This window comes from Streptomyces marispadix (assembly GCF_022524345.1).
Taxonomy (GTDB): Bacteria; Actinomycetota; Actinomycetes; order Streptomycetales; family Streptomycetaceae; genus Streptomyces; species Streptomyces marispadix.
On record NZ_JAKWJU010000002.1, the window covers coordinates 6,210,848 to 6,236,900 of the forward strand.

Here is a 26,053-nt window from a genome sequence, read left to right on the forward strand (position 1 = left end):
GGGGGGTGGCCCGGGACGTTGTGCGGTGGACGCCTCAACTGACGTGTGGTTAACGTGCGTTAGCCGAGCAGCCGCTCAGCCGCCCCTTGTCCGTGCGGCGGTCGGCCGCCCGCCCGAAGCCGTATCCGTACCCCTGGAGCCGTCCGTGCCCGAACTGACCGCACACGAGCTGCTGACCACCACCCGCAGCGTCCGCAAGCGGCTGGACCTGGAGCGTCCCGTCGACCCGGCCCTCGTACGCGACTGCCTGGAGACCGCCCTCCAGGCGCCCAGCGGCTCCAACGCACAGCGCTGGCACTGGCTCGTCCTCACCGACCCCGAGGTCCGGCGCGAAGTGGGCGCGCTCTACCGGAAGTCCTGCCGGGCCTACCTCGAATCGCCGCACGCCGCCGGGCGTCTCTACGCCGACGACCCGCAGCGCTCGAAGGTGCAGGCCCGCGTCAACGACAGCGTCGCCTACCTCGCGGACCGCATGGGAGACGTCCCCGTGCTGGTCGTCCCCTGCCTCCAACTGCCCTCCGAGGAGCTGCCCGAGGGAAACCAGGCGGGCCTGTGGGGCTCGATCCTCCCCGCCGCCTGGAGCTATATGCTCGCCGCCCGCTCCCGGGGCCTGGGCACCGCGTGGACCACGCTCCATCTGCGCTACGAGAAGGAGGTGGCCGAAGTCCTGGGCCTCCCCTCGAACGTCCGCCAGGCGGCGCTCATCCCCACCGCGCACTACACGGGCGACACCTTCAAGCCCGCGCGGCGCACGCCGCTTTCGGAGGTGCTGCACGAGAACGGCTGGTGAGGCGGGCGCGGGCGCCTACCACCGTGTCGCGGCCCGTGGGGCTCCTCCGTCCCGGGTCACGGGACCGCGTCGCATCCCTGGTCATACGACGCGCATCGCGTCCCTGGTCATACGACGCGCATCGCGTCCCTGGTCATACGACGCGCATCGCTTCCCTGGTCATGCGGCCTCCGCCGCGCGGCGGTTGAGGGCGATACGCCAGCAGCCGTCGCGGGCCTCCGCCAGGTCCTCCATGCTCACACCCTCGAACGCGGCGCTCACCTCGTCCTCCAGCACACGCACCCGTTCGCGTATCAACTCCCGCCCCTGCTCCGTCAGTCGGCAGACGGCCGCCCCGTCGTCGCCGTCCGCGGAGCCCGGCGCCGCCGACTGCGACACCAGGCCCGCCCGCGACAGTTCCTCCAGCACCCGTGGCCCATCGCCGCCCAGCGCGTCCTCGATCGCCGTACGCGGTATGCCGTGCCCCTCAGGGCAGCCGTAGAGCCACCACACCGGCAGGGTGCGAGCGTCGGCGGGCACCGGGCGCGGCAGTGCCGAGAGCGCCCTCCCCAGCGCGAACACCGTCTCCGACGCGAGCACCGCCTCCGGCTCCAGCGGGCCGGTGAACTCCCGCAGGCCCGTCACGAAGAGCCGGTCCTCACCGTCCCGTTCGAGCTGCCACTTGCCCGTGTCGGTGACGGCCGCCGGTGACGGCACACTCTCCGGACGCCGGGCGAACCGCTCGCTGTTCGCCACCGCCTGTACGCACACATGGCGGACGATCCCGACCCGCTCGGCAGGGATGTCCTCGACGAGAACCAGGTTGCCGGCGGCCAGGTCCCCCACGCACTCGTCCATGGCGCGCTGCCCTCGTTCGGTGAGCCGCAGCCGGATACGGCCGGAGTCGTCGTGCCATCTGACCAGCTCCCCGGTGCGTTCCAACTGGTCGAAGACCGGCGACAGTTCCTCGTAACCGTCGCTCATCCGCGTGCACAGCTCGGCGAGCGTCAGACCGTCCCGGTGCTCCCGCAGCGGCCACAGCGGGGGAGTCCCGTCGCCGCGCCGCTCCCTTCCCCTCCGGCGGCCGGCGGCGCTCGCCGCGTCCCTGACAGCGCGCATCGCCACCGCCGTCTCATAGCCGACGAGCGTCCACGGGCTCAGCACCTGGCCGGTCATCGCCCGTACGCCCTCGTGGTACAGCAGGCCGCGCTCGCTCACGGCGAGCCCGAGGTCGCCCGGCGACACCTTCCGTGCACGCGGGCGGACTCGTCCGCGCGCCAAGCTGCCAGCCGTCGAAGCGGCACCAGTGGCCGGAGGTGCCGAAGCAGCACCAGTGGCGGAAGGAGTCGAAGAGCCGCCGAGCGAAGGCGAGTCGGAGGCGGTCGGCGAGCCGGAGGGCTGATCCGCTGCGAGCCCGTCCGGGGGCGGCTCCCGATGAGGGAAGGGTTCGAGCCGCCCGCCGACTCCCGCCTCGTCGATGGCCCTCAGTATCGACGCGGCGATCTGATCGATCTGCCCGGCGCCGTCCTTGGCGTCCATGTGCAGCACCGCGTGACCGTCCTCCAGTGCCGCCTCGCACCAGTTGGGCAGCGCACAGTCGGGCTCGTCGGGGTGCGGAAGGCTCCAGACGGCCTCCGCGGCCCTTTCGAGCGCCGCCAGCGCCGCGTCCGTGTCGGACACGTCCCGAAGCACCAGCCGGGCCTGGTCGTGGTAGTCCGCCAGATATCCGATCAACTCCGCGTCCGCTCTTCGCATCATGGCCTGGACCATAGGGCGCGCCTCTGACAGCCGGACCCCGAGCGACGACGTGCGTACGTCACCGCTTCGGCCAGTGCCAAGGAGGCTGGTCCAGCGGGCCCTCGCGTCCTGCCACCTCCGTCTGCCCGTACTCGTCCTTCACCAGCTCGACCGCGTTGACGCCCAGCCCGCCACGTATCGCGCGGCGCTCCAGCTCTCCGGCCAGCTCCGACGCGTGAGTGACCACCACGATCTGCGTGTCCGGTGCGGCGGTGACGATCAAGTCCGCCAGCGGCGGCAGCAGTTCGGGGTGGAGGCTGGCCTCCGGCTCGTTGAGTACGAGCAGCCCGGGAGGGCGGGGCGTCAGCAGCGCAGCGGTCCACAGCAGATAGCGCAGGGTGCCGTCCGACAGTTCGGCGGCGCCGAGCGGTCTCATCAACCCCCGCTGATGCAGGCGCAGTTCGAAACGGCCGCCCTCGCTCCCGATGCTCAGCGTGCTCCCCGGGAACGCCGCGTCCACCGCCGTCTCCAGCGACTTGCCGTCCCCGATCTCCATGATCGTCTGGAGCGCCGCGGCCAGATCCCCGCCGTCATGCCCGAGCACCGGCGTACGGGTGCCGGTCGCCGTGCTGCGGGCGGGCGCTCCCGCATCCGTACGCACATGGTCGTAGAAGCGCCACGACCTGATGTGCTCCCGCAGCCGCAGCAGGTCGGGTGCCAGCCGGGGATCGGCGAACTCGCTCAACATGCTGTCGTACGGGCGCAGTTCACCCGCCGAGCGGTGCCAGTCGCCGTCCGCCGTACGAGTACGCACGGAAGGCCCCTTGCGCTCGGAGAGCACAGCCGCAGGGCGCAGCACCGGACCCGCCCAGGTGGCCTCGACCTTGATCTCCGGATCGAGGTCGAAGAGCGAGCCGGACGGTATCGGATGCCCGAAGTCGACGGCGTACCCGAACTCGTCCCCCGCGAAGCCCAGCCGCAGCCCCACGGGCCCGCTGCGGCCCGCGCCCTGTGCGGGATTCTCCGCGCCCGCCCACAGCGTCGACCGCAGCCCGCCCTCCCGCGCGAGCGCCGCGACGGCCCCGCCACGAGCGGCGTCGGCGAGCAGCCGCAGCGCCCGGTACAGGCTGGACTTCCCGGTGCCGTTGGCACCGGTGACGACGTTCAGCCGCTCCAGCGGCACGATAAGACGGCTCAGGGAACGGTAGTTCTCGACGGCGAGAGTGGTGATCATGTGGGGGCTCTCTGCGTGGGTCTCTCTGCGACGGGTCGATGTCGTTCGTTCGGCTCAGGCGGTTCGTCGGGCTGTCACGGTCCCGGCCAGTCTCCCCCGAGGGTCTGACAACGGGCCGGGCCCGCAGGATGCCGTGCGCCGTGCGCGCCGCACGTCATGCGACGGCAGCACCGACGCATGACGTGCGGGCGCGTACAACTCGGTTCCTGTACGGGCGCTTTGACGCTTCGCGTCACTCAGCGTGTCCACCGGCTCGTACGCTGACCGGCAGTACGTCCGGTACGCAGCGTGGGAGTACCGGCACACAGGGCGACGTGCGCGGCGCGTCGAAGAGAGCACGGGAGGGCGGATGCGGGATTCGGGGACGACGGGCGAGGGCGGCCACGAAGTCGGCCACGAAGTCGGCGATGAGGACGGCGGCGAAGACGCTGAAAACCACCGTCCCGAACCTGACGAGGACGAGGACGGTCCCTCGGACCTCTTCCGCGCCGTGGGCAGGCAGGTCCGCCTGCTGCGGGACCGGGCGGGCCTGACTCAGCGGGAGTTGGGGCAGCGACTGGCCTACGGGGAGGACCAGATCTCCTCCCTGGAGCGCGGACGGCGCACCCCGCAACCGGAGTTCCTGGACGCGGCGGACGAATTACTGGGCGCGGACGGCCTGTTGAAGGCCACGAAGGACGACGTCGCACGTGCCCGCGCCCGCGCCCGCGTCCGCCACCCGGCCTGGTTCCGCGACTACGCCCGCCTGGAACGCGAGGCAGTGGAGATCAACTTCTTCAGCACGCTGACCGTTCCGGGGCTGCTTCAGACGGAGTCGTACGCGCGGGCGACGTTCATGGTCCGGCAGCCGCTGCTGGACGAGGCGACGGTCGAGCGGGGCGTCGAGGCACGGCTGGAACGGCAGAAGATCCTGGAGAAGTGGCTGGCGCCGATGGTCAGCGCGGTCATCGATGAGTCCGTGCTGAGTCGCGCGATCGCAGGCAGTGCCGTCCAGCGGGAGCAGCTCAGGTCCCTCATCGCGTCAGCGAAGTTGCGCAGTCAGTTCAGGTGCTGCCGCTCCACTGTGAGGGCTACGCGGGGATCGACGGCCCCTTCATCCTGCTGACCCCACGGGGCAAGCAACAGGTCGGCTACTTGGAAGTGCAAGGCGAAAATCGATTGGTCACGGATGCGGAGCAAGTCCGTATGCTGGCTGCGCGTTACAGCAGCATTCGTGGTCAGGCACTGACACCCCGTGAGTCGTTGGTGCTCATCGAGAAGAAGCTGGGAGACGAATGAACGCCGAGTCGCACGCCAGTGGCCTTTCCGACCTGCGATGGATAAAGAGCAGTCACAGCGGTGGCGAGGGCGGCGAGTGTGTCGAGGTGGCGCACTCCGCCGCTTCGGTTCATGTCCGGGACTCCAAGCATCGCGAGCGGCCTTCGCTGACCGTCGGTCGTGCTGAGTGGGCCGCGTTCGTACGGTTCGCGTCCGAGTAGCGGGAGAGCAATGACCTTCGGTGGCAGCACCGAGTTCACGGCCAGGCTCCACTGGCGAAAGAGCAGCTACAGCGCGGGAGACGGCGGTGAGTGCGTCGAAGTCGCGCCCACGCCCATGTCGGTCTACGTCCGTGATTCGAAGGACCGCGAGCGGCCTTCGCTGACCGTCGGCCGCGCCCAGTGGACGGCGTTCATCCGCTTCGCGTCCCGCTAGGGCTGTCCCGTAAGTGACCCGCGGCTTGGAGCCCGAAGCAACGCAAAGCAAGATCACTTACGGGGCGGGCCTCAGCTAAGGCCTCAGCTACGCAGTCCCGATAATCAGTAGCGGACAGCGCCGACGCCCATGACGATGCCCGCATGGACTCGGGTGAGCACAGCAACGAAGCAGCGGCGACTCGGTGGACGCGGTCGACCATCCATCCCGACATGTGGGTCGATCCGGACGACGACCCACGCGAGACCGCTGTCGAGGCCGCCGACGAACGCGGCGTTCTGCTCGACTACCTGCGCAGCTACCGCCTCACCATGGAGATGAAGTGCGCGGACCTGGACGCCGAACAGATGGCCCGGCGCTCCGTGCCGCCGTCCACGATGTCCTTGCTCGGCCTGGTGCGGCACATGGCCGAGGACGAGCGGCACTTTCGCCGGGTGATGGCCGGCGACGACGCGCCGAAGCTGTATCGCAGCGACGAAGACCGGGACGGGGACTGGAACGGCGCGATCGCCGACCCGGCCGTCGTGGAGGACGCGTGGCGTCAGTGGCGGGAGGAGACGGAAGCCACCGACCGGTACCTTGCCGCCGTCACCGACCTGGGCACCCGGAACGCCGGGTATCTCGATCTCGGCCCGGAACACGGTGGGGACGTGACGCTTCGCGACGTCCTGGTGGCGCAGATCGCGGAGTACGCGCGGCACTGCGGCCACGCCGACCTCCTGCGCGAGCGGATCGACGGCCGAGTGGGCCAATGACCGCCGGTCCGGCGACCGTCACAGACCCGTAATCCTTGCGCGAGCGCGAGGGGCACCAGAGCTCGCGCCTACTCGTTCCTGAGCCAGCGCCGACTGGCTGGCCGCCCGCCGGACCGGGCCGTCCGGACGAACTCCTGACGAGGCCAACCACCTTCGCAGCGGCGGAACATGGGCCCCATCTCGCTCTAAAACCAGTGGAGCCGCACTCCCGCGTGCCGCTACCGTGCCCACGCCCCTGCCGCCTCGCTGAGGACGAGCCTTTGTACACCAAGTGAGATCTCCCGAGCACTGATTCGTCGCGCGTCGCGCATTCGCGCCGCGCTCCTTTTCGCTGCGGACTTCTCACTGGAACCGGTGTACTTCTGTGCCCAAGGACTGGGTCGTCGTGCCCACTTGCCTGCCTGCCATTCTCCGCCGCTGCCAGTCGTGCGCCTCCGAGCGCTTCAGGGCAAGCGGCAGATTCCGCGTCAACGCAAACCACAAGCTCCTCGACGTCTGGCTCCTCGCGCTGTGCGCCGTCTGCGGGGAGACAACCAAGCTCACGGTCCTGGAGCGGATGAACGTGCGCTCCGTACGGCCTGAGCTGCTGGACCGGCTGCACCACAACGACCCTGGACTGACAGCCGAGTTGCTCCAGGACCCGGTCGTGCGGCGCCGTAATCGCATCGCCCTCGACTGGGACGACGCCTGGCGTCTCGACACCGGCGGACCGGCTCGATCGGAGGACGACGCGATCGACGTCTCGGTCCGCTTCGCGGCGCGAATCCCTGTGCGGCCGGTGCGACTGATCGCTGAAGGACTCGGCTTTTCGCGAGCCGAGGTCGAGAGACTGATCGCCGGGGGGAATCTCGTGTCGGCGGTCCGCCTGACCGGCAAGCTCTCCGGCGACTTCGACTTCACCCTCAAGCTCTGATCCTCCAGGAAACAGGACCCTGGAGGACAGGACCCGGGACAGGGCCTGTCCTGCGAGAGGCGCCGGGTCGGTCGAAACCACCCCCGGACGGAATCGGCTCCGGACGGAATCGGCTCCGGACGGAAGTGGGCCCGGACGGAAGTGGCCCGGCCGGGTGCGGCCGGGCCACCTGCGCCGCGGGGGCCGGGGGCCGGAACGCCCCCGTGTGCGCGGCTCGTTCGCTTACAGCTCCTTGATCCGCACGTCCCGGTACGAGATCACGTCCGTGACGCTGTGCACCTGGAGGCCGATGTACCCCGACGCGTAGCGGCGCCCGTCCGTGCCCGGGTCGTCGTCGCGGGGCGGCTCGAAGACCTGGCCGCCGGTGTTGTCGAACTCGTTGATCAGCTCTCCGTTCCGGTAGACCGAGTAGTGCTGGCCGACCACCTTGATCTCGTAGTCGTTCCAGGTGCCTTTGGGCGTGACGCCCGCGCCGCCCAGCCCCACCCGGTCGAAGCCGTAGACCGAGCCCGTCTTGTACATGTCGCCGTCGGGGCTGTCGAGGATCTGAAGCTCGTGCCCGAACTTGATGGCGACCCACTCCGGGCGCGGCTCCTCCGGGTTGTCGTGGACGTACGGGAAGCGCGCGAAGACACCGGAGTTGGCGTTGCCGTCGCCCGGTGCGTCGTCGCGGAACTGGAGCTTCAGCGAGTAGTCGGAGTACTTGCGCTTCGGATACCACAGCATGCCCATGCCTTCGGTCTCGGTGCTGCTGGTCATGCTGCCGTCGCCGTTGAGGGAGAAGGCGCCGCCGCCGACGTGCTGCCACCGCTCGAAGGACTCCTTCGTACCGTCGAACAGCTTCTTGTAGCCGGTCTGCTGCCCCGGCTCACCGATCTGCGAATTCCTCGCCGCGCGGTTGATCAACCTGCTCTCGCGGGTGTCGAGCACCTTCTGCCTGAGCAGATCGCCGGTGACCTCCGTGACGTGCTTGACGAAAAGGGCGTGCGAGGACCAGTCCTTCTCGTCCTCGATCAACTCGCCGACGGTGCAGCGCTGTTGCGTCATCCGGTTCGGTACGCCGGTGTCGGTGTCGCCGATGAAGACGGTCTCCCGCTCGTCGAACTCGGGGCAGTCGGGGGCGGGTACGCCGCCGCCCGGCACCACGTCGAAGGACTCGGCGACGCCCTGCGAGGTGTTGCCCGCCTTGTCGGTCGCACGGTGGGCGACGCTGTGGTGGCCCGTACGGTCGACGACGAGCGGCTCGCTGTAGGCGAGGAACGGGCCGCCGTCGAGGGAGTATTCGACCTTCTCGACACCCGAGTCCTCGTCGGTCGCGGCGACGGTCACGGTGGCCTTGCCGATGTAGTCGCCGTCGGAGTTCGTCCTCCCCTCGGTCTTCGCCGTCGTCGTCGGAGGTGTGGTGTCCTCCGCCGGCTGCTCGACGACGGTGAACTCCGCGGACTTCGCCTCCGCGGCGTTGCCCGCCTTGTCCGTCGCCTTGTAGCGGAAGGTGTAGGAGCCCGGCTCGTGCACCATCACCGGAGCCGTGTACGGCTGGAACTCCCCGTCGCCCAGGGCGAATTCGACGGTGTTGACACCCGAACCGGCATCGGAGGCGGTGACCGTCACCGTCGCCATGCCGACATAGGCGCCGTCCGCGTCCTGCTCGCCGTCGACCGTCGCCGACGTCTCCGGTGGTGTGGTGTCGTCCGTGGGCGGCGCGACGACGGTGAACTCCACCGTCTTCTCCTCCGCCACGTTGCCTGCCTTGTCGGTGGCTCTGTAGCGGAAGACATGAGCACCCGTCTCATGCACCATCACCGGCTCGGTGTAGGGCTGGTAGCCCGCGTCGCCGAGGGCGTACTCGACGGTGCCGAGGCCGGAGCCGGTATCCGAGGCGGTGACGGTGACGGTGGCCATGCCGACGTAGGCGCCGTCCGCGTTCTTGTCGCCTTCGACTTTCGCGGACGTCTCGGGCGGCGTGGTGTCGTCGCCCCCGCCGCCGTCGGTGACGACGAACGTGCCCTCCATCTGGCCGTGGCCGGGGATCGTGCAGTGGTACTTGTACGTCCCCGGCGTCAGAGTCACTTCGACGGAGTGCTTGCCGCCCTGGGCGTCCGAGGGGTTGGCGAGGATGTTCACGTTCACGTCGTCGTTGTAGTCCGGGTCGCCGGTGACGAACGTCAACGTGTGCGGCATGGACGTGGTGTTGCCCGTCGCCTCGCTGTTCTCGAACTCGATGGTCGCCGGGCCCGCCACCGCCGTCTGCGGTGCCGAGGTGTAGCGCGTGATGTCGTCGCTCGCGGTCCACCTCAGCAACTGCTCGGCTGCCGGGGCCTGTTGACCGTACGCGGGCGCCGAGGTGAGGCCGAGCACCAGCAGCAGCGCGGCGAAGAGCGCCGTCACGGCCGTACGTGCGGTACGCGCGGTGCGGCTGCGGCCGCGCTGCTGGGCGGGACGGTCTGCGGACGTGGGTGTGCGTTTCACCGTGCGGCCTCCTTCGTGGCCGTCCCGACCACGTCGCCGGGTGCGGGAGTCGCCTCGCCGCCCTCGTAAGTGACGTGCCACAGCGCGGACTTGTCGTCGGAGGTGAAGAAGCCGCGCCCGTAGTCGAGGACGTAGAGCGAACCGTCGGGTGCGAACTTCCAGTCCATGAGGTTGCGGATGCCGTCCTCGCCGACCGGGATGATCTTCTTCAGGCTCTCGGCGTGCACCGGCAGGGCGCCCGGCTCGTCGCCGTCGGGCATCAACACGGCGTGCCGGGGCTGTTCGGAGTCGTAGAAGTCGCCGACGAACCACTTGCCGTCCCAGTACTCGGGCCAACCGCCCTTGGACACCGTGGACTTGTCGTAGCGGTAGACGGGGCCGTCCATGGTGGCCTGGCCGCCGCCCTTGAGCCACGGCAGCAGCAGCCGCTGCTCGTCCGGCTTGTAGCTGGGCACGCCGTTCTCGTCGCGCGGATAGTCGGGGGCGCCGCCCTGCGGCGAGTACCAGATGTTGTTCGGCTGCGCGGGCGGGATGTTCACCAGCCCGTCGTTGTTGGGGGACTCGTTCTTCAGACGGTCGCAGTCGTACCAGCCCAGGGGCTTGTCCGGGTCCGGCAGACCGCGGTCGCGGTAGGGCTGCTTGTTGCCCATGCAGTACGGCCAGCCCTGGTTGCCGGCATGGGTGATGCGCGCGAACGTGTCGTACTTCGCCGGGCCCCAGGTGGTGCTGGGCTCGCCCGCGTCGGGGCCGACCCAACCGGCGTACAGGACATCGGTCTCGGGGTCGATGGAGATCCGCGCGGGGTTGCGCACGCCCATCACATAGATCTCGCCGCGGGTCTTGCCGCCGCCCTCGTCGCTCTCCTCACCGGTGAAGAGGTTGCCCTCGGGCAGGGTGTAGGTGCCGTCGTCCTCGGGGTGGATGCGCAGGATCTTGCCGTTGAGGTTGTTGGTGTTGCCCGCGGTGCGGCGCGCGTCGGCGAAGGAGACGCCCTTGTAGTCCGGCTCGGGATTGTTGCCCGAGTAACCGCCGCTGAACTGCGAGGAGTTGTTGTCACCGGTGGCGATGTACAGATCGCCCTTGGAGTCGAAGGCCATGCCGCCGCCCGCGTGGCAGCAACTGTGCACCTGCACGGGCCACTTGAGCAGCACCTTCTCCGACGACTCGTCCAGCTTCCCGGTCCTGGGATCGACGGTGAAGCGGGAGACGCGGCGCTCGGCCATGTGCTTGTCGCGGTCGAGGCGCGAGTGCGGCGTGTAGTGCAGATAGAGCCGTCCGTTGTCGGTGAAGTCCGGGTCGAGGGCGATGCCGAGCAGGCCCTCCTCGACCTTGACGAGCTCGTCGCCGCCGCCCTTGTTGCCGAAGACGGTCAGCGACCCCACGAGGGAGACCTTCCCCGTACTCGGGTCGTAGACGTGCACCGTGCCCTGGCCCTTGCCGATCTCGGGGTCGGACCAGTCGGTGACCACGGGCGCCTCGGCGTCGCCGCCTCCGCGTCCGATGTAGAAGACGCGTCCGTCGTCGGCGGTTGCCATGCCGTGCGGCTCGCCGATCTGGTCGGACTGCCCCGGCTGGTTGGGTGAAGTGACCCGCTCCGCCTTGTAGTTGGAGGTGATGGTGGCCTGGCAGTCGGCGCGTGCGAGGCGTGCCGTCCACAGCAGCGCACCGCGCAGATGACTGCGGAAGTCGGCCTCCTGGAAGCTGTCGGCCGTGCCGCCCATTCCGGTGTAGAAGGATCGTCCGCCGTCGTAGTCACGGCACCAGGAGACAGGGTGGTCCCAGCCCATCGCGCCCTCGCCGGGGTCGTAGCTCCTCTCCCGTACACGGGCGACGGTGTGCACCGAACCGCTCGGATTCTTCTCCCAGTTGAGCCACCTGTCGGGGCGCTTCCACTCCGGCGGCAGGTCCTTCGCAGCCGGGTTGCGGCGGTCGCCGACCTCGACGGTGGCGCGCTGTGCCCTGCCGGGGCCGTCGCCTGCGGGACGCGCGCCGATCAGCCCGGAGTACCACTCCGAGTACGGCTCGGCCGCCGCCGCGCCGTGAATGCCGAGGAAGCCGCCTCCGGCCTCCATATAGCTCTCCAAGCCGGCCTCCTGAGCGGGATCGAGCACGTCGCCGCCGCCGGTGAGGAAGACGACGGCGTTGAACCGCCCGAGCCTGTCCGCGGTGAAGACCGACGGATCCGCGGTCGCGGTGATCTCGAAGCGCTCCGCCGCGGGGCCGCTGCGGCCGATCTCCTCCGCGGCCTCGATCCCCGCGTCGACGGTGGGCGGCTCCGCACCGGCGGAGGCGTGGAAGACCAGTACGCGTACGTTCTCACCGCCCGGCGGGCTGGGGAGGTGAAGTCGCGGAGCGGACCGGTCGGTCGGGTCGTGCGGACCCACGGGTGCCGCAGGGGTCGCACCGAGCAGGGACGCCGAGACCGCCGCGGCCAGCAGCGCGGCAGTCACGGCCCGCCGGGAGCCACGCCTCGGGCCGAGCCGTGACCTGTACAACCCCCGTCTGTCTGAGGGCTTTTGACGTGGTTCGAGCCGCATGACTGATCCACCCCTCTTAAGTCACAGAAACGGGGAAGAAGTTAGACCTCTTTCGGTGGAACGCCAAGAGCTATGACCACGATTCGACGAACTTTGTCCTGCATATGGATAAACCATGTCCGGGCCGCTACCGTCTCTTGTCGGCTCACCCCTCGTACCTCTCGACGGGCACACCTCAACGGCACGGCGCGCAGCGGCAGTTCGGCCAGGCGGGGCAGCACCGCGGAGCCCCCCGCAGAAACCCTGGCAGACCGTCAAGCACCTCACGGCAGTCGCCGAAGGGAGACGAGTCCGATGACTGAGACGTCCGGCAGCAGCCTCGCCCGCCGCAGCTTCAGCAGGCGCCTCCTCGCCGGTTCGGCGGCAGCCGCGCTGGGGCCCGCCGTACTGAACGCCACGCCCGCCGGGGCGGCCCCCGCCGATGCCTCGGCCACAGCCCCGTCCGCTGCCGCTGCCGCTTCCGCCGCCGTACGCCGCGCCGGTCCCGGCGGTGAGACCCGCCATATGAAGCTCTACGCACAGAAGTTGGCGGACGACCGGATCGGCTACGGGCTGGAGAAGGGCAAGGCGACGGTGCCCGGCCCGCTCATCGAACTCGTCGAAGGGGACACCCTGCACATCGAGTTCGAGAACACCACCGACACCGCCGTCAGCCTCCACCCCCACGGCGTCGACTACGACCGCGCCAACGACGGCACCAAGATGAACGACAGCGTCGTCGAACCGGGCGGCACACGCACCTACACCTGGCGCACCCACGCCCCCGGCAGGCGCAAGGACGGCACATACCGCCCCGGCAGCGCGGGCTACTGGCACTACCACGACCACATCGTCGGCACCGAACACGGCACCGGCGGCATACGCGCCGGGCTCTACGGGCCGCTGGTCGTGCGCCGCGAAGGCGACATACTGCCGGAGAAGCAACTCACCATCGTCTTCAACGACATGACGATCAACAATCAGCCCAAGGGCCCCGACTTCAAGGTGACCGTGGGCGACCGCGTGGAGATCGTCATGATCACGCACGGCGAGTACTACCACACGTTCCATGTGCACGGTCACCGCTGGGCCGACAACCGCACGGGCCTGCTGGAGGGCCCGGACGACCCCAGCCGGATCGTCGACAACAAGATCACCGGCCCGGCGGACTCCTTCGGCTTCCAGATCATCGCGGGGGAGGAGGCGGGCGCCGGTGCCTGGATGTACCACTGCCATGTGCAGAGCCATTCCGATATGGGAATGGCCGGTCTCCTTCTCGTGGCGAAGCCGGACGGCACCGTCCCGGGTCACGACGGGCACGACGGGCACGGCGGGTAGGCCCGGTGCACCGGCGGGCCGATCGGACCCGCCTGACCTCGGTGAACGTCACGGAGGTCCCGTCGTGTGCTAGGTTGAACGAGTTGCAGTTTTGGTACCCAATACTTTGTGCGCCTGAAGGTTGTGACCTTCGGGCGCATTTCTGTTTTCCGGTGTTTCTGGATGGGGTCAGGGCGGCGACGGTGCCCCGTGAGGTGCGGGGCGCCAGTTTTTGCCTCAGAAGGAGATCGGCATGGCATCCGGCACTGTGAAATGGTTCAACTCGGAAAAGGGCTTCGGCTTCATCCAGCAGGAAGGCGGCGGCGCCGACGTCTTCGCCCATTACTCGAACATCGCGACTCAGGGCTACCGCGAGCTGCACGAGGGCCAGAAGGTGAACTTCGACGTCACCCAGGGCCAGAAGGGCCCGCAGGCGGAGAACATCACTCCCGCCTGATTCCCGCCAGGCTTTGAGGGGCCCGCGTCCGGTTCGCCGGTCGCGGGCCCCTCGCCGTGTCCGGGCACGGTCGCAGTCCCGTCCCAGGCCGCGGTCGCCTCCGCGCCCGTGTGCGCCCCCGCGAGTCCGCTCGGTAAGTCCGCCCCGCGAGTCAGCTCCGTAAGAACCCTGCGTAGAACGGCAGTTACGCGCCCCCACCCCCCGACGAGAGCCGGATCACGTCGGCTCCAGGTTGGACCCCGGGCTCACGGGTACCGCAGGAACCCCACCGGGACGGCTGAACGGACGCCCGGACCGGGACGGTTGCGAGGGAGGCGACGTGAGCCGCAAGAACATCTTCGTCATAGGGATGGACGAGGCGAACCACGACGTGCTGCGCCAGGTGCCGCACGCCGAGGAGTACGCCTTCCATCCGCTGCTGGACGCGGAGGAGATCCAGAGCAGCGAAGTGTCCGTGCCGGACCTGCTGGAGGAGGCGAGGGCGGCTCTCGAAGCCTTCGAGGGAAGCGTCGACGCCGTCGTCGGCTACTGGGACTTCCCCGTGAGCACGATCGTGGCGATCCTCAACCAGGAGTACGGGCTGCGCGGCGCCTCCCTGGAGGCCGTCGTCAAGTGCGAGCACAAGTACTGGAGCCGGCTGGAGCAGCAGAAGGTCATCAGCGAGCATCCGCGCTTCGGACTGGTCTCCCTGGAGGAGAAGGATCCGCGCCTGCCGGAGGGCATGCGGTTCCCGGTCTGGCTCAAGCCCGTCAAGTCGTACTCGTCGGAGCTGGCCTTCGGCGTCGCGGACGAGACGGAGTTCCGGGAGGCCGTCGGGAAGATACGCGAGGGGATATCCCGCGTCGGAAGGCCCTTCGAGTACATCCTCGAACGGCTGGACCTGCCACCGGAGATCGCCGACGCCGGCGGTCAGGCATGTCTGGCGGAGGAGTCGCTCAGCGGCGTGCAGGCGGCGGTCGAGGGCTATGTGCGCGAAGGGGAGATCACCGTCTACGGCGCGCTGGACTCCATCGACTACCCGGACAGCTCCTGCTTTCTGCGCCACCAGTACCCCTCGCAGCTTCCCGAGCCGGTCCAGCGCCGCCTCAAGGACGTCGCAAAGCGCGTGATCGGCCAAATCGGCATGGACGACGCCACGTTCAGCGTCGAGTTCTTCTACGACGCCCAGCGGGACGAGGTGAACCTGCTGGAGATCAACCCCCGGCACTCCCAGTCGCACGCCGAGCTGTTCGAGTACGTCGACGGCGTCTCCAACCACGACTGCATGATCTCCCTGGCCCTCGGCCGGGAACCCAACCTCCTTCCCGGACACGGCGGTTGGGCCGTCGCCGCGAAGTGGTACCACCGCTGGTTCACCGACGGCGTCGTGCGCCGCGCGCCCTCCGCGGAGGAAATCGCGCGAGTGGAGCGGGAGTTGCCCGGGGTGAAGATCGAGGTGGTGCCGGGCGAGAGGCAACTGCTCTCCGAGGCGCCCGGACAGGACAGCTACAGCTACGAACTCGCGCACGTCTTCGTCGGGGCGCACAGCGAGGAGGAGCTGCGCGAGAAGTACGAACGGGCCCTGGCCGCACTGCCGTTCCGCATCGACGACCCGGACCCGGACCCGGAGCGGCAGCGGCAACCCGAGGCGGCGCCGGAGCGGGAACCGGCAGCCGCCGACTGACCGGCGGCCCGGCCCCGAGCACCAAGCGAACGCGTAAGTGAAGGAGCGTGCACCATGCGCTTCGTGAGCAACCTGCCGTACAAGACGGAGGAGACCGAGCACATCTGGATCCCCGTATCGGACGGCACCCGCCTCGCCGCCCGCATCCGGCGCCCGGTCTCCTCCGAGGAGGAGCCGGTGCCCGCCGTCCTGGAGTACATCCCGTACCGCAAGCGCGATCTCACCGCGGTCCGCGACTCCGTCCACCACCCCTACATCGCGGGCCACGGCTATGCCTGCGTACGCGTCGACCTGCGCGGAACGGGCGAGTCCGAGGGGGTGCTTCTCGACGAGTATCTGGAGCAGGAGCAGCAGGACGCCGAGGACGTCCTCGCCTGGATCGCCGACCAGCCCTGGTGCGACGGAAGCACCGGGATGATGGGCATCTCCTGGGGCGCCTTCAGCGCGCTCCAGGTCGCCGCGCGGCGCCCGCCGAGCCTGCGCGCCGTCGTCATCGCGTCGTTCACGGACGACCGCTACGCCGACGACATGCACTACATGGGCGGCTGTCTGCTCTCGGACAATCTCGCCGAGGCGGGCACCATGTTCGCCTACGCCACCTGCCCGCCGGACCCGGCGCTCGTGGGCGAACGCTGGCGCGACATGTGGCACGAGCGCCTGGAGAACTCCCGCCCCTGGGCACTGGAATGGCTGCGCCACCAGCGCCGCGACGACTACTGGCGGCACGCCTCCGTCTGCGAGGACTACCAGGACGTGCGATGCCCCGTACTGGCCTCCAGCGGCTGGGCGGACGGCTACTCCAACGCCGTCACCCGCCTCCTCGGCAATCTCGACGTGCCCCGCAAGGGCCTCATCGGGCCGTGGTCGCACAAGTTCCCGCACCTGGGGGAGCCCGGCCCGGCCATCGGCTACCTCCAGGAGGTCGTGCGCTGGTGGGACCACTGGCTCAAGGGCGCGGACAACGGCGCCATGGACGGCCCGATGCTCCGCACCTGGATGCAGGAGAGCGTCCCGCCCTCGACCTCGTACGAGGAACGCCCCGGGCGCTGGGTCGGCGAGCCGTCCTGGCCGTCCCCGGAGATCACCCCCGTCGCGCACCCGCTCGGGCGCCACCGCATAGGCGAACCGGGCGAGCGCGTCCCCGACGAGGAGCTGACGGTGCAATCGCCGCTGTCCGTCGGCCAGTTCGCCGGAAAGTGGGCCTCGTACAACGCACCGCCCGATCTGCCTTACGACCAGCGCGAGGAGGACGGCGGCTCGCTCGTATTCGACACCGGGGCACTGTCCGAGCGCGTGGAGATCCTCGGATCGCCCACCGTGGAGCTGGACTTCCGCGTGAACGAGCCGGTGGCGATGGTGGCCGCCCGGCTGTCGGACGTCGCTCCCGACGGCGCCGCGACCCGCGTCACCTACGGGCTGCTCAACCTCACCCGCCGTGGCGCCGACGGCATGCCGGTCGCCTCCGAGCCGGAACTGCTGGAACCCGGCCGCCGCTATCGGGCGTCCGTACAGCTCAACGGCGTCGGCCAGGCCTTCCCGCCAGGCCACCGCATCCGGCTGTCGCTGTCCACGTCGTACTGGCCGCTGGCCTGGCCGCCGCCCCGGCCGGTGCTGCTGAGCGTGCACACGGGCGGCAGCACGCTGACGCTGCCGGTGCGCCCGCCCACGGAGGACGGCGAGATGCGCACCCAGCCGTTCGAGGAACCGGAGGGCACCCCGCCGCTGAAGACGACCCGTACCGGCGCCCCCGACTCGCGCTGGGAGGTCCACCGCGACCTGGTGAACTACAACTCGTCCCTGGAGATCGTCAAGGACGCCGGGACGGTGCACTTCGACGACATCGACTGGGACGTCAGCCGCCGTGCCTACGAGCGCTACGACTCCGTGGCCGACGAATTCGGCTCTGTGCGCGGCGAGTCGGCGTGGACGATGGCCTTCGGACGCGACGAGTGGCGGGTGCGCACGGAGACCCGCACGGTGCTTCGTTCCACCGAGTCGGAGTTCGTCCTGGACGCCATCCTCGACGGCTACGAGGGGGAACGGCGGGTCTTCTCCCGCACCTGGAACGAGCGGGTGCCCCGCGACCACCTCTAGCCGTCCGGCGGCGCCCGAACCGGCCTCCGGTACGTCACGGGACCGGCCGCAGGCGTATCGATCTAGGTGCGGTCCGCGGCCTTCTCGGCGTGCGGCGCGACGTAGATGCGGTAGCCGGGCATGTGGCGCAGCGGCTGCGAGGGCCAGCCGCGTGCCCACACCGGCGGCCGGTGGTACCTGGTGGTGACGGCCATCGGCTTGTGGCGCAGGGCGAGTTGGCGCAGGCCGTCGGCGGTGATGCTCATGTCGTGGCCGTTGGACTGGCGGGAGGAGCAGCCCGCGTAGTGGCTGATCGGCACGGCGAGCGGACCGGTCACCGTGCACGGCGCGTGCAGCCCCATCTCGTGCATGGTGTCGGCCGCCGCGGTCAGTTGCCGCGTCATCTCGTGGTTGCGCTCCAGAACGTTGCCGAGCACCTGGTACTGGACGCCGAAGTGACTGCCCAGCAGCAGCGCCGGAAGCAGGATCAGCAGCAGCGGACGGCGGCCCGTGGGCCCCTGTGAGAACACTCGCCGCACGCACTCGCCGACGGGCACCGCGAGCAGCGCGTACGACGGCAGCAGGAAGCGTGGGGCGGCGTACCCCATGAGGAAGAGATAGGGCAGCGCCAGCACCACGGCCACGACCGAGGCGAGCACCGCGGTGTCCCTCCTGCCCGAACGCACCGCCGCGGCGATGCCGCCGCCGGCGAGCAGCGGCAGCGCGAACCACCACACCGCGGTCTGCGGCTCCTCCCACGCCATGTCGCACGGGCGGCACAGCATCCGCCCCTGAAGGCTGCGCACATGGTCGCCGATGGCGATGTTCCAGCCCATGCCGCCCTGGATCTCGCTGGCCCGGTGCAGCCGCGTGAGGAGCCCCCCGTACGACATGAACGCCTCGAAGACCCAGGGCGCGACGCCCACCAGCGCACCGGCGGCGAGCACGCCGAGCAGCCTGGGGCGGCGCCAGGACCGTACGAGCAGGGCCGCGGCGCCGAGCGCGAGCACCAGCCAGGCGGCGTCCGGCGGCCGCATAAGTGCCACGACGGCGACCGACACTCCGAGTCCGGCGAGGGCCGCGGTGTCGTCGTCGCGGCGGGCCAGCCGCAGGAAGCAGCCGGTGGCCGCGAGCGCTCCGAAGGCGCACCAGAGGTTCGGCATGGCCTGCGGCCCGTAGTAGAGGCTCACCCACAGACCGGCGAACAGGGCGCCGCCCCAGGCGAGTACGGGTCCGGGCACCAGGCGCCGCCAGATCCACAGGGTCGCCAGGAGCGCCAGTCCGGACAGCACGGCGAGAAAGACCCGCAGCAGCGTGGTGGAGGTGGTGAAGGCGACGACGGGTGCCACCAGATAGGAGATGCCGCGGGCGCGCGGGGCGCTGAAGTAGGCGGCGGGGTCCTGGGTGTCGACCTGGCTGACGTAGACCGACTCGTCCCAGCCGAGGCCGGTGCCCGGCAGTACGAGCAGGATCTGGCCCAGGGTGTAGAGCGCCGCGACCGCACCGAGCTGGAGCAGGGAGAGCCCGGATGTTCCGGTCCCGTACTCGGGGAGGCGTCTGAGGCGGTCGGTGGCTGGTGCGCTCGGAGTTGCAGGCAGCACGTACATGGCCGAACCTCGTCCCGCTTGTGAAACCTGAGAAACCGGCAGAGAGATCTGTGGGCGAGATCTATGCGTAACACCCGGTTTGTCGGTTTTGCGGTAATGGTGGCCCCGGCCCGGTCACTCACCGGCCCGGCGCATACGATCACCCGTATGAGCTCCTCAGCACCCTCCGCGCGGACAGCGGTGATCGGCGGTGGAGCGGTCGGCGGCCTCATCGCCGCCTTCGCCCGCGAGGCCGGTCACGACGTCACCCTCTGCCTGCGAGCGCCCCTCGAAGAGCTGACCTTGAGCACGAGCGGTGAAGTCCTGCGCCCGGATCTGCGCTTCGCCACGGCGCCGGACCAAGTCGCCCGCCACGACTGGGTGTTCCTGACCACCAAGGCGCAGGACACCCAGGGCGCGGCCGGATGGCTGGACGCGCTGTGCGGGCCGAGCACCGTCGTCGCCGTCGTCCAGAACGGCATCGACCACGTCGAACGCGTCGCGCCGCTGCTCCCGGACGGTGCCGAGGCGCTGCCGACGCTGGCCTACATGGCCGTCGAACGGGTCGCGCCCGGCCGGATCGTCCACCACTTCTCCAGCGAACTGCACGTCCCCGAGGGCCGGTCGGCCGAGCGTCTCCAGGAGCTGCTCGCCGGCAGCCGCCTCACGGTGCGCGGCGTAGCGGACTTCCGTACGGCCGCATGGCGGAAGCTGTTCACGAACGTCGCCGCCAACCCGCTGACGGCGCTGCTGCTACAGCGCATGCACATCCTCGGCGACGAGGAGATGCGCGCCCGCGCGGAGGAGATACTCATGGAGGCGCTCGCCGTCGCACAGGCGGAGGGCGCGCGGGTGGACGAGGGGGATGTGCGGCGGGCGCTGCGGGCGAACCTCGCGGTGGGGCCCGACGGTGGCACGTCCACCTTCTACGACCGGCTGGCGGGCCGCCCCATGGAGCACGAACACATCACCGGCGCGGTGGTCCGCGCCGCCGACCGGCACGGCATGGCCGCCCCGCTCAACCGGCTGCTGCTGACGATGCTGCGGGCCGCCGACCGTGAGCTGCGCGAACGCAGTTCCGGCGCCTCCGAAGCCAGTTCCGGCGACGCCGAGGGCAGCTCCGGCGTCCTGGAGGGCTGAGCCGGGCGCCCGCCGCGGAAGGCACCGCGCGAGGTGCGGTCAAGCCGTACGCGGCACCCGGCTCACGCGCCCCGGCGGGAGGCGCTGCCGCCTTCCATCCCGCGCAGCCGTTCCATCTCACGCCGGTCGCGCTTCGTCGGGCGCCCCGCGCCGCGGTCGCGGCGCCCGGCCGGTGCGACCGCCTCGCGGGGCGGCGGTGGCGGGCTGTGGTCGGCGTAGCACTCGACGGCCACCGGTGCGCCCACACGCTTGCGGATGACGCGGGAGACCACGACCACGCGCTCACGCCCGGCCTGCCGCACCCGCACCTGATCGCCGGGACGCACCGGATGGGCGGGCTTGACGCGTTCCCCGTTGACCCGGACATGGCCTGCGCGGCACGCTGTGGCCGCCGCCGAGCGGGTCTTGGTGAGCCGTACCGACCAGATCCACACATCGACCCGTACGGTCCCTGCGTCTTCAGCCATGGGCCCCAATCTAGAGCCCCCGGGGCGGGCCGGTCAGCGGCGGGCGAGACGGCGCTCGCCGCCCGCGCCGGTCTCGTAGTCCAGGGCGTAGTGCTCGAAGATCCCGGGCTCGCCCTCCGCGGGCAGTTCCCCGTCCGTCTCGATGGACGGGGCCGCCCTCACATCTCTCCTGCCGTACGCGACCTTCACGTACCCCGGGCCGACGGTCGCCCCCTCCAGCGGTACGAACACCAGCTTCCGCCGCGTGGGCATGCCCGTGGTGACGGTGGCGAAGAAGGGCCGGTCAGTGCGTGTATCGACGTAGACGGCCTCCAGTTTGCCGATCTTGCTGCCCCCGGAGTCGACCACGTCGTGGTCCCGCCACTCGCGGATGTCTCTCGCCTCGAACATCCCGGCCATCCCTCCGTGCAGTCGACAGGTCCACGGGCGCCGCGCACCGGTACGTGACCCCAGCCTGCGGCATGAAACAAGGTTTGGCAGCGGGCGGCCGGGTGGTACTGGGGCGGGGTGAATTCCCACCTCACCCTCCGGGTCGACGGCGAAGCGCGGTCCCTGACCGTCGACACACGCACCACACTCCTCGACGCCCTGCGCGACCGGCTCTCCGTCACATCGCCCAAGAAGGGCTGCGACCACGGGCAGTGCGGCGCCTGCACGGTCCTCCTCGACGGGCGGCGCGTGCTGAGCTGTCTGACGTTCGCCGTCGCCCACGACGGATCGGAGGTGACCACCGCAGACGGGCTCGTCACGGACGGCGAACTGCACCCGCTCCAGCGGGCGTTCATCGACCACGACGGCTTCCAGTGCGGCTACTGCACGCCCGGCCAGATCTGCTCGGCGGCCGGCATGCTCGCCGAGGCGGAGGCCGGGCACCCGAGTTCCGTCACACCGGCCGACGACGGCGCCCACGGACACCCCGACGGCGGGCGCAGCCCGGCCGCGCTCGGCGACGACGAGATCCGTGAGCGGATGAGCGGCAACCTGTGCCGCTGCGGCGCCTACGTCAACATCGTCGCCGCGATCCGGGAGGTGTCGGCGAAGTGATCCCCTTCGACTACGCGCCCGCCTCCGACACCGGCAGCGCCGTCGCCACCGTCATGGCGCGCCCCGGGGCGGCGTTCCTCGGCGGCGGCACCAACCTCGTGGACCACATGAAGCTCGGCGTCGCCTCGCCCGGACTCCTCGTGGACGTCACACGCCTACCGCTCGACCGCATCGAGGAGCTTCCCGACGGCGGCCTGCGCATCGGCGCCACCGTCCGCAACAGCGATCTGGCGGCGCATCCGTACGTGCGCCGGCGCTACCCCGTACTGTCCCAGGCGCTGCTGGCGGGAGCCTCCGGCCAGTTGCGCAACGCCGCGACCACGGCGGGCAATCTGCTCCAGCGCACCCGCTGCCCCTACTTCCAGGACGTCACCACACCGTGCAACAAGCGGGAACCGGGCACCGGTTGCGCGGCGATCGGCGGCTGGAACCGCAACCACGCGGTCCTCGGCGCCTCCGAACACTGCGTCGCCGTGCACCCTTCGGACATGGCCGTCGCCATGAGCGCCCTCGACGCCGTGGTCATCGTGCTCGGCGAGGACGGCGAACGGCGCATCCCGCTGCGGGAGTTCCACCGGCTCCCCGGCAGCTCGCCCGAACTCGACACGGTCATCGCGCACGGCGAACTCGTCACCTCCGTGGAGCTGCCGCCGCCGCCCGCCGGTGCGCGCTCCGGCTACCGGAAGGTGCGCGAGCGTGCTTCGTTCGCCTTCGCGCTGGTGTCCGTGGCCGCCGTCGTCGTCACCGACGGTGCGCGCGTCAGCGACGCACGCATCGCCTTCGGCGGCCTCGCACACAAGCCCTGGCGCGCCACGCAGGCGGAGGAGGCGCTGCGCGGGACGACGGCCACCGACGAGGCGTTCCGGGAGGCGGCCGACGCCGAACTGCGGCACGCCGAGCCCCTGCCGGGCAACGGCTTCAAGATCCCGATGACGCGCAACACGCTCGCCGCACTGCTGCGCGAGCTGGCCACGGAGGAGCGGTCATGAGCAGGACCAACGCCCGCGGTTCGGAGGGCGCGACGCGCACCGCGGAGCCCTCCCACCCCCTGAAACCCCTCGACGTACGGTCCGTCGGAACCTCGCCGCAGCGCCTGGACGGCCCGGAGAAGGTCACCGGCACCGCCCGCTACGCCTGGGAACACCCGCTGTCCGCGCCGCTGTACGCACACCCCTTGCAGGCCGCCGTCGCACGTGGACGGGTCGTGGTGATGGACACCGGGCAGGCGGAGGCGCTCGACGGTGTACTCGCCGTGCTCACCCCGTACAACGCGCCCCGGCTCGCCGACACGGACGACCCCGAACTCGCCGTGCTGCAATCCGAAGAGGTCGCGTTCCGGGGCCAGTTCATCGGCGCCGTCGTCGCGGAGACCCCCGAGATCGCGCGGCACGCCGCCGGACTCGTGGACGTCGCATACGAACAGCAGCCGCACGACACCGAGTTGAGAGCCGACCGGCCGGACCTCTACCGGCCCGAGGTCGTCAACCCGACCTACGAGACCGACACCGAGGACGGCGACGTCGAAGCGGCACTCGCCGCCGCGCCCGTCAGCGTCGACGTCACCTACAGCACGCCCATGGAGCACAACAACCCGATGGAGCCGCACACTTGCGTCGCGGTCTGGGAGGCGTCCGAAGACGACGGCGCCGGGCCGCAGTTGACGCTGTACGACTCCACCCAGGGAGCGCACCGGGTGAGGGAGACGCTGGCGCCGCTGTTCGAACTGGCCCCGGAGAGCGTGCGGGTGATCTCCCCGCACGTCGGCGGCGGCTTCGGCTCGAAGGGCATGCCGCACGCGCACAACGTGCTCGCCGTGCTCGCGGCGAAGGTCTCCGGCGGACGTCCCGTCAAACTCGCCCTCACACGGCAGCAGATGTTCTCCCTCGCCGGGTACCGCACCCCCACGGTGCAGCGGCTGCGACTCGGCGCGGACACCGGCGGCAGGCTGACCGCCCTCAGCCACGACGTCGTCGAACAGACCGCCAGGTTCAAGGAGTTCGCGGAGCAGACCGGTGTCGCGAGCCGGATGATGTACGCGGCGGGCAACCGCGGCACCAGCCACCGGCTGGCGGCGCTCGACGTCCCCGTACCGTCGTGGATGCGTGCGCCCGGCGAGGCGCCCGGCATGTTCGCCGCGGAAGCCGCCATGGACGAACTAGCCCTCGCCTGCGGCATCGACCCCATCGAACTGCGAGTACGCAACGAACCCGAGACCGACCCGGAGACCGGCCGGCCCTGGTCCGGCAGGCACCTGGTGCGCTGCCTGCGCACCGGGGCCGAACGCTTCGGCTGGGACCGTCGCGCCGAACCCGGGACGCGGCGCGAGGGCGACTGGCTCATCGGATTGGGCGTCGCCAGCTCCACCTACCCGGCCTACGCCTTCCCCGGATCGGTCGCCGAGGTCGAACGCCGCACGAACGGCGACGGCGGACCCGACGGATACGCGGTGCGCATCGGCGCGGCCGACATCGGCACCGGCACCTGGACCGTGCTCACCCAGATCGCAGCCGACGCCCTCAACTGCCCCTTCGAGGAAGTCCACTTGGAGATCGGCGACACCGGGCTCCCGATGGGCACCGTCGCCGGCGGCTCCTCCGGCGTCAGCTCCTGGGGCTCCACCGTCGTGGCCGCGTCCCGTGCCTTCCGCGAGGAGCACGGCGACGATCCCGTCCCCGGCGCCCGCACCCGCGCCGAGATGCCCTCGGACCCCGAACTGCGGAACTACTCGGCGCACTCCTTCGGCGCCCAGTTCGCCGAGGTACGAGTGCACGCCGACACCGGCGAGGTCCGCGTACCGCGCATGCTGGGCGTCTTCTCCACGGGGCGGATCATCAACCCCCGTACCGCGCGCTCCCAGTTCATCGGCGGAATGGTCATGGGAATGTCCATGGCGCTGTTCGAGGAGAGCGTCCTCGACCACGGCACCGGACACGTCGTCAACCACGACTTCGCGCAGTACCACATCCCCACCTGCGCCGACGTGCTCGACGTCGACGCCGTATGGCTGGACGAACCCGATCCGCACGCCAACCCCATGGGCTCCAAGGGCATCGGGGAGATCGGCATCGTCGGTGCGCCCGCGGCCGTCGTGAACGCCGTGCACAACGCCACAGGAATCCGCGTCCGGGACCTGCCGGTCACACCGGACAAGCTTCTCCGGTCCTGAAACGGGCCGGCGTCGGCGGACACGCACCACGAGGTCCGACCGGCGCGCTCCGGTCACACACGATTCACCAGCGACGCCCCGCACTCGGCGGGCCTGCGGGTATCTTGCGGAACATGCCCCCGGTACAAGCCGGTCCATCGGAGGCGGACGCCGCGCCGCCCCCTCCGTCCGGCCATCAGCTCAAGGCAGTCGTCTTCGACGTCAACGAGACGCTCAGCGACATGACGCCGCTGCGCGCCCGATTCGAGGAGGTCGGCGCGCCCGCGGACCTGATGACGGCGTGGTTCGCCGGAGTGCTGCGCGACGGGTTCGCGCTCACCGCCGCCGGCGCGTACGCGGACTTCGCGGACATCGCCCGCGACGGGCTCCGTACCCTGCTCACCGCGCTGGACGGGCGCGGCACCGAGGCGGCCGACGAGGCGGCCGGGCACATCCTCGACGGCATGGAGGAACTGCCCGCGCACCCCGACGTCCCCGGCGGCGTGCACGCGCTGCGCCGTGCCGGACTGCGGCTGGTGACCATGACCAACGGTTCGCCCGAACTGACCGACGGACTGCTCAAGAGGGCAGGGGTACGCGACCAGTTCGACGCGCTGCTGGGCGTGAGCGGCCCCCGCTGCTGGAAGCCCGCACCCGAGGCGTACCGCTACGCGGTGCGCAGAGCGGGCGTACGGCCGGGCGAGGCGCTGCTGATCGCCGTGCACCCGTGGGACGTCGACGGGGCGCAGCGCGCGGGACTCGCCGGTGCCTGGCTACGACGGGGCACGGCCCACTACCCGGAGACGATGTCGCGCCCCAAGTGGACGGCGGAGGACCTGGAGGAGCTGGCCGAGATGCTGGCGGCACGCGCCAACGGCGGCGGGCAGGGCTGAGCGCCCGCGGACTCCGACTCCCGGGATTCCAGGGCCCGATGGGCCGTGACGCGGGGGCGAGGCTTCGATCTCTCCCCGCTGTCCGGGCGCCGGTGCCGCACCCCGAGGCGCCCGAGAGCGGGCCTTGCAGCGGGCCGCGTTGGGGGCGGTGCCGGGAGGTCCCGGCCCCGCGCACAGCCGTTT

23 protein-coding genes are annotated in these 26,053 nt (G+C 70.5%); 16 read left to right on the forward strand and 7 right to left on the reverse strand.

Going from position 1 to position 26,053, the window contains the following annotated elements; all coding sequences use genetic code 11:
- Nucleotides 1-145: 145 nt before the first annotated feature.
- Nucleotides 146-790 (forward strand): nitroreductase family protein, encoded by a 645-nt coding sequence (locus MMA15_RS25800; protein ID WP_241062557.1) that lies wholly within the window; start codon nucleotides 146-148, stop codon nucleotides 788-790.
- 159 nt (nucleotides 791-949) lie between these two features.
- Here MMA15_RS25800 and MMA15_RS25805 read toward each other — a convergent pair whose 3' ends face one another.
- Together MMA15_RS25805 and MMA15_RS25810 are read right to left on the reverse strand one after the other, a co-directional pair.
- Complete coding sequence (locus MMA15_RS25805; protein ID WP_241062558.1) at nucleotides 950-2,527, reverse strand: winged helix DNA-binding protein; 1,578 nt, start codon at nucleotides 2,525-2,527, stop codon at nucleotides 950-952.
- Between the two features lie 58 nt (nucleotides 2,528-2,585).
- Complete coding sequence (locus tag MMA15_RS25810) at nucleotides 2,586-3,740, reverse strand: AAA family ATPase (RefSeq protein WP_241062559.1); 1,155 nt, start codon at nucleotides 3,738-3,740, stop codon at nucleotides 2,586-2,588.
- A 349-nt stretch (nucleotides 3,741-4,089) separates the two neighbouring features.
- On the opposite strand from MMA15_RS25810, the gene MMA15_RS25815 reads away from it, so the two are divergent.
- From MMA15_RS25815 to MMA15_RS25835, 6 genes are all read left to right on the forward strand, one after another.
- Nucleotides 4,090-4,845: a helix-turn-helix domain-containing protein gene (locus MMA15_RS25815; RefSeq protein WP_308290591.1), complete on the forward strand. Its 756-nt coding sequence runs from the start codon at nucleotides 4,090-4,092 to the stop codon at nucleotides 4,843-4,845.
- The gene (locus MMA15_RS28350; protein WP_308290592.1) at nucleotides 4,788-5,018 is read left to right on the forward strand and encodes a Scr1 family TA system antitoxin-like transcriptional regulator; all 231 of its coding nucleotides are present in this window, start codon (nucleotides 4,788-4,790) and stop codon (nucleotides 5,016-5,018) included. The genes MMA15_RS25815 and MMA15_RS28350 overlap by 58 nt, the downstream gene beginning before the upstream one ends.
- On the forward strand, nucleotides 5,015-5,218 hold the full coding sequence (locus MMA15_RS25820) for a DUF397 domain-containing protein (protein WP_241062560.1): 204 nt from the start codon (nucleotides 5,015-5,017) through the stop codon (nucleotides 5,216-5,218). The genes MMA15_RS28350 and MMA15_RS25820 overlap by 4 nt, the downstream gene beginning before the upstream one ends.
- Before the next feature lie 10 nt (nucleotides 5,219-5,228).
- Nucleotides 5,229-5,432: a DUF397 domain-containing protein gene (locus MMA15_RS25825; protein WP_241062561.1), complete on the forward strand. Its 204-nt coding sequence runs from the start codon at nucleotides 5,229-5,231 to the stop codon at nucleotides 5,430-5,432.
- 143 nt (nucleotides 5,433-5,575) lie between these two features.
- Complete coding sequence (locus tag MMA15_RS25830; RefSeq protein ID WP_241062562.1) at nucleotides 5,576-6,187, forward strand: DinB family protein; 612 nt, start codon at nucleotides 5,576-5,578, stop codon at nucleotides 6,185-6,187.
- Nucleotides 6,188-6,572: 385 nt separating this feature from the next.
- Nucleotides 6,573-7,100 carry a DUF1062 domain-containing protein gene (locus MMA15_RS25835; protein WP_372498375.1) on the forward strand — a complete coding sequence of 176 codons (528 nt, stop codon included), beginning with the start codon at nucleotides 6,573-6,575 and terminating at the stop codon, nucleotides 7,098-7,100.
- Nucleotides 7,101-7,322: 222 nt separating this feature from the next.
- On the opposite strand, the gene MMA15_RS25840 is transcribed toward MMA15_RS25835, so the two are convergent.
- Together MMA15_RS25840 and MMA15_RS25845 are read right to left on the reverse strand one after the other, a co-directional pair.
- Nucleotides 7,323-9,488, reverse strand: coding sequence for an OmpL47-type beta-barrel domain-containing protein (locus tag MMA15_RS25840; RefSeq protein WP_241063503.1), 2,166 nt, complete (start codon nucleotides 9,486-9,488; stop codon nucleotides 7,323-7,325).
- A 77-nt stretch (nucleotides 9,489-9,565) separates the two neighbouring features.
- Complete coding sequence (locus MMA15_RS25845) at nucleotides 9,566-12,106, reverse strand: ThuA domain-containing protein (RefSeq protein ID WP_241062564.1); 2,541 nt, start codon at nucleotides 12,104-12,106, stop codon at nucleotides 9,566-9,568.
- Between the two features lie 294 nt (nucleotides 12,107-12,400).
- On the opposite strand from MMA15_RS25845, the gene MMA15_RS25850 reads away from it, so the two are divergent.
- The 4 genes from MMA15_RS25850 to MMA15_RS25865 all read left to right on the forward strand — a co-directional run bounded on the left by MMA15_RS25850 (nucleotide 12,401) and on the right by MMA15_RS25865 (nucleotide 17,616).
- Complete coding sequence (locus tag MMA15_RS25850) at nucleotides 12,401-13,423, forward strand: multicopper oxidase domain-containing protein (protein ID WP_241062565.1); 1,023 nt, start codon at nucleotides 12,401-12,403, stop codon at nucleotides 13,421-13,423.
- 232 nt (nucleotides 13,424-13,655) lie between these two features.
- Nucleotides 13,656-13,859, forward strand: coding sequence for a cold-shock protein (locus MMA15_RS25855; RefSeq protein ID WP_241062566.1), 204 nt, complete (start codon nucleotides 13,656-13,658; stop codon nucleotides 13,857-13,859).
- 349 nt (nucleotides 13,860-14,208) lie between these two features.
- Entirely contained in the window at nucleotides 14,209-15,522 is a 1,314-nt protein-coding gene (locus MMA15_RS25860) for an ATP-grasp domain-containing protein (RefSeq protein ID WP_241063504.1), read from the forward strand.
- A gap of 54 nt (nucleotides 15,523-15,576) precedes the next feature.
- Nucleotides 15,577-17,616, forward strand: coding sequence for a CocE/NonD family hydrolase (locus MMA15_RS25865; protein WP_241062567.1), 2,040 nt, complete (start codon nucleotides 15,577-15,579; stop codon nucleotides 17,614-17,616).
- Between the two features lie 62 nt (nucleotides 17,617-17,678).
- Here the strand turns inward: MMA15_RS25865 and MMA15_RS25870 are convergent, their stop codons facing one another.
- Nucleotides 17,679-19,202 (reverse strand): glycosyltransferase family protein, encoded by a 1,524-nt coding sequence (locus MMA15_RS25870; RefSeq protein ID WP_241062568.1) that lies wholly within the window; start codon nucleotides 19,200-19,202, stop codon nucleotides 17,679-17,681.
- Between the two features lie 147 nt (nucleotides 19,203-19,349).
- On the opposite strand from MMA15_RS25870, the gene MMA15_RS25875 reads away from it, so the two are divergent.
- Entirely contained in the window at nucleotides 19,350-20,321 is a 972-nt protein-coding gene (locus MMA15_RS25875) for a 2-dehydropantoate 2-reductase (RefSeq protein ID WP_241062569.1), read from the forward strand.
- A 62-nt stretch (nucleotides 20,322-20,383) separates the two neighbouring features.
- Here the strand turns inward: MMA15_RS25875 and MMA15_RS25880 are convergent, their stop codons facing one another.
- Together MMA15_RS25880 and MMA15_RS25885 are read right to left on the reverse strand one after the other, a co-directional pair.
- A complete protein-coding gene (locus MMA15_RS25880; protein WP_241062570.1) occupies nucleotides 20,384-20,788 on the reverse strand; it encodes an RNA-binding S4 domain-containing protein in 405 nt (134 codons plus the stop codon).
- A gap of 33 nt (nucleotides 20,789-20,821) precedes the next feature.
- The gene (locus tag MMA15_RS25885; protein WP_241062571.1) at nucleotides 20,822-21,178 is read right to left on the reverse strand and encodes a PRC-barrel domain-containing protein; all 357 of its coding nucleotides are present in this window, start codon (nucleotides 21,176-21,178) and stop codon (nucleotides 20,822-20,824) included.
- A gap of 117 nt (nucleotides 21,179-21,295) precedes the next feature.
- Here MMA15_RS25885 and MMA15_RS25890 point away from each other — a divergent pair, with 117 nt between their 5' ends.
- From MMA15_RS25890 to MMA15_RS25905, 4 genes are all read left to right on the forward strand, one after another.
- Nucleotides 21,296-21,832, forward strand: a complete 537-nt coding sequence (locus MMA15_RS25890) for a (2Fe-2S)-binding protein (protein WP_241062572.1) — start codon at nucleotides 21,296-21,298, stop codon at nucleotides 21,830-21,832.
- Nucleotides 21,829-22,821 carry an FAD binding domain-containing protein gene (locus MMA15_RS25895; protein ID WP_241062573.1) on the forward strand — a complete coding sequence of 331 codons (993 nt, stop codon included), beginning with the start codon at nucleotides 21,829-21,831 and terminating at the stop codon, nucleotides 22,819-22,821. The genes MMA15_RS25890 and MMA15_RS25895 overlap by 4 nt, the downstream gene beginning before the upstream one ends.
- A gap of 59 nt (nucleotides 22,822-22,880) precedes the next feature.
- The gene (locus tag MMA15_RS25900) at nucleotides 22,881-24,998 is read left to right on the forward strand and encodes a xanthine dehydrogenase family protein molybdopterin-binding subunit (RefSeq protein ID WP_372498376.1); all 2,118 of its coding nucleotides are present in this window, start codon (nucleotides 22,881-22,883) and stop codon (nucleotides 24,996-24,998) included.
- A 113-nt stretch (nucleotides 24,999-25,111) separates the two neighbouring features.
- Entirely contained in the window at nucleotides 25,112-25,870 is a 759-nt protein-coding gene (locus MMA15_RS25905; protein ID WP_241062575.1) for a haloacid dehalogenase type II, read from the forward strand.
- Nucleotides 25,871-26,053 lie beyond the last annotated feature (183 nt).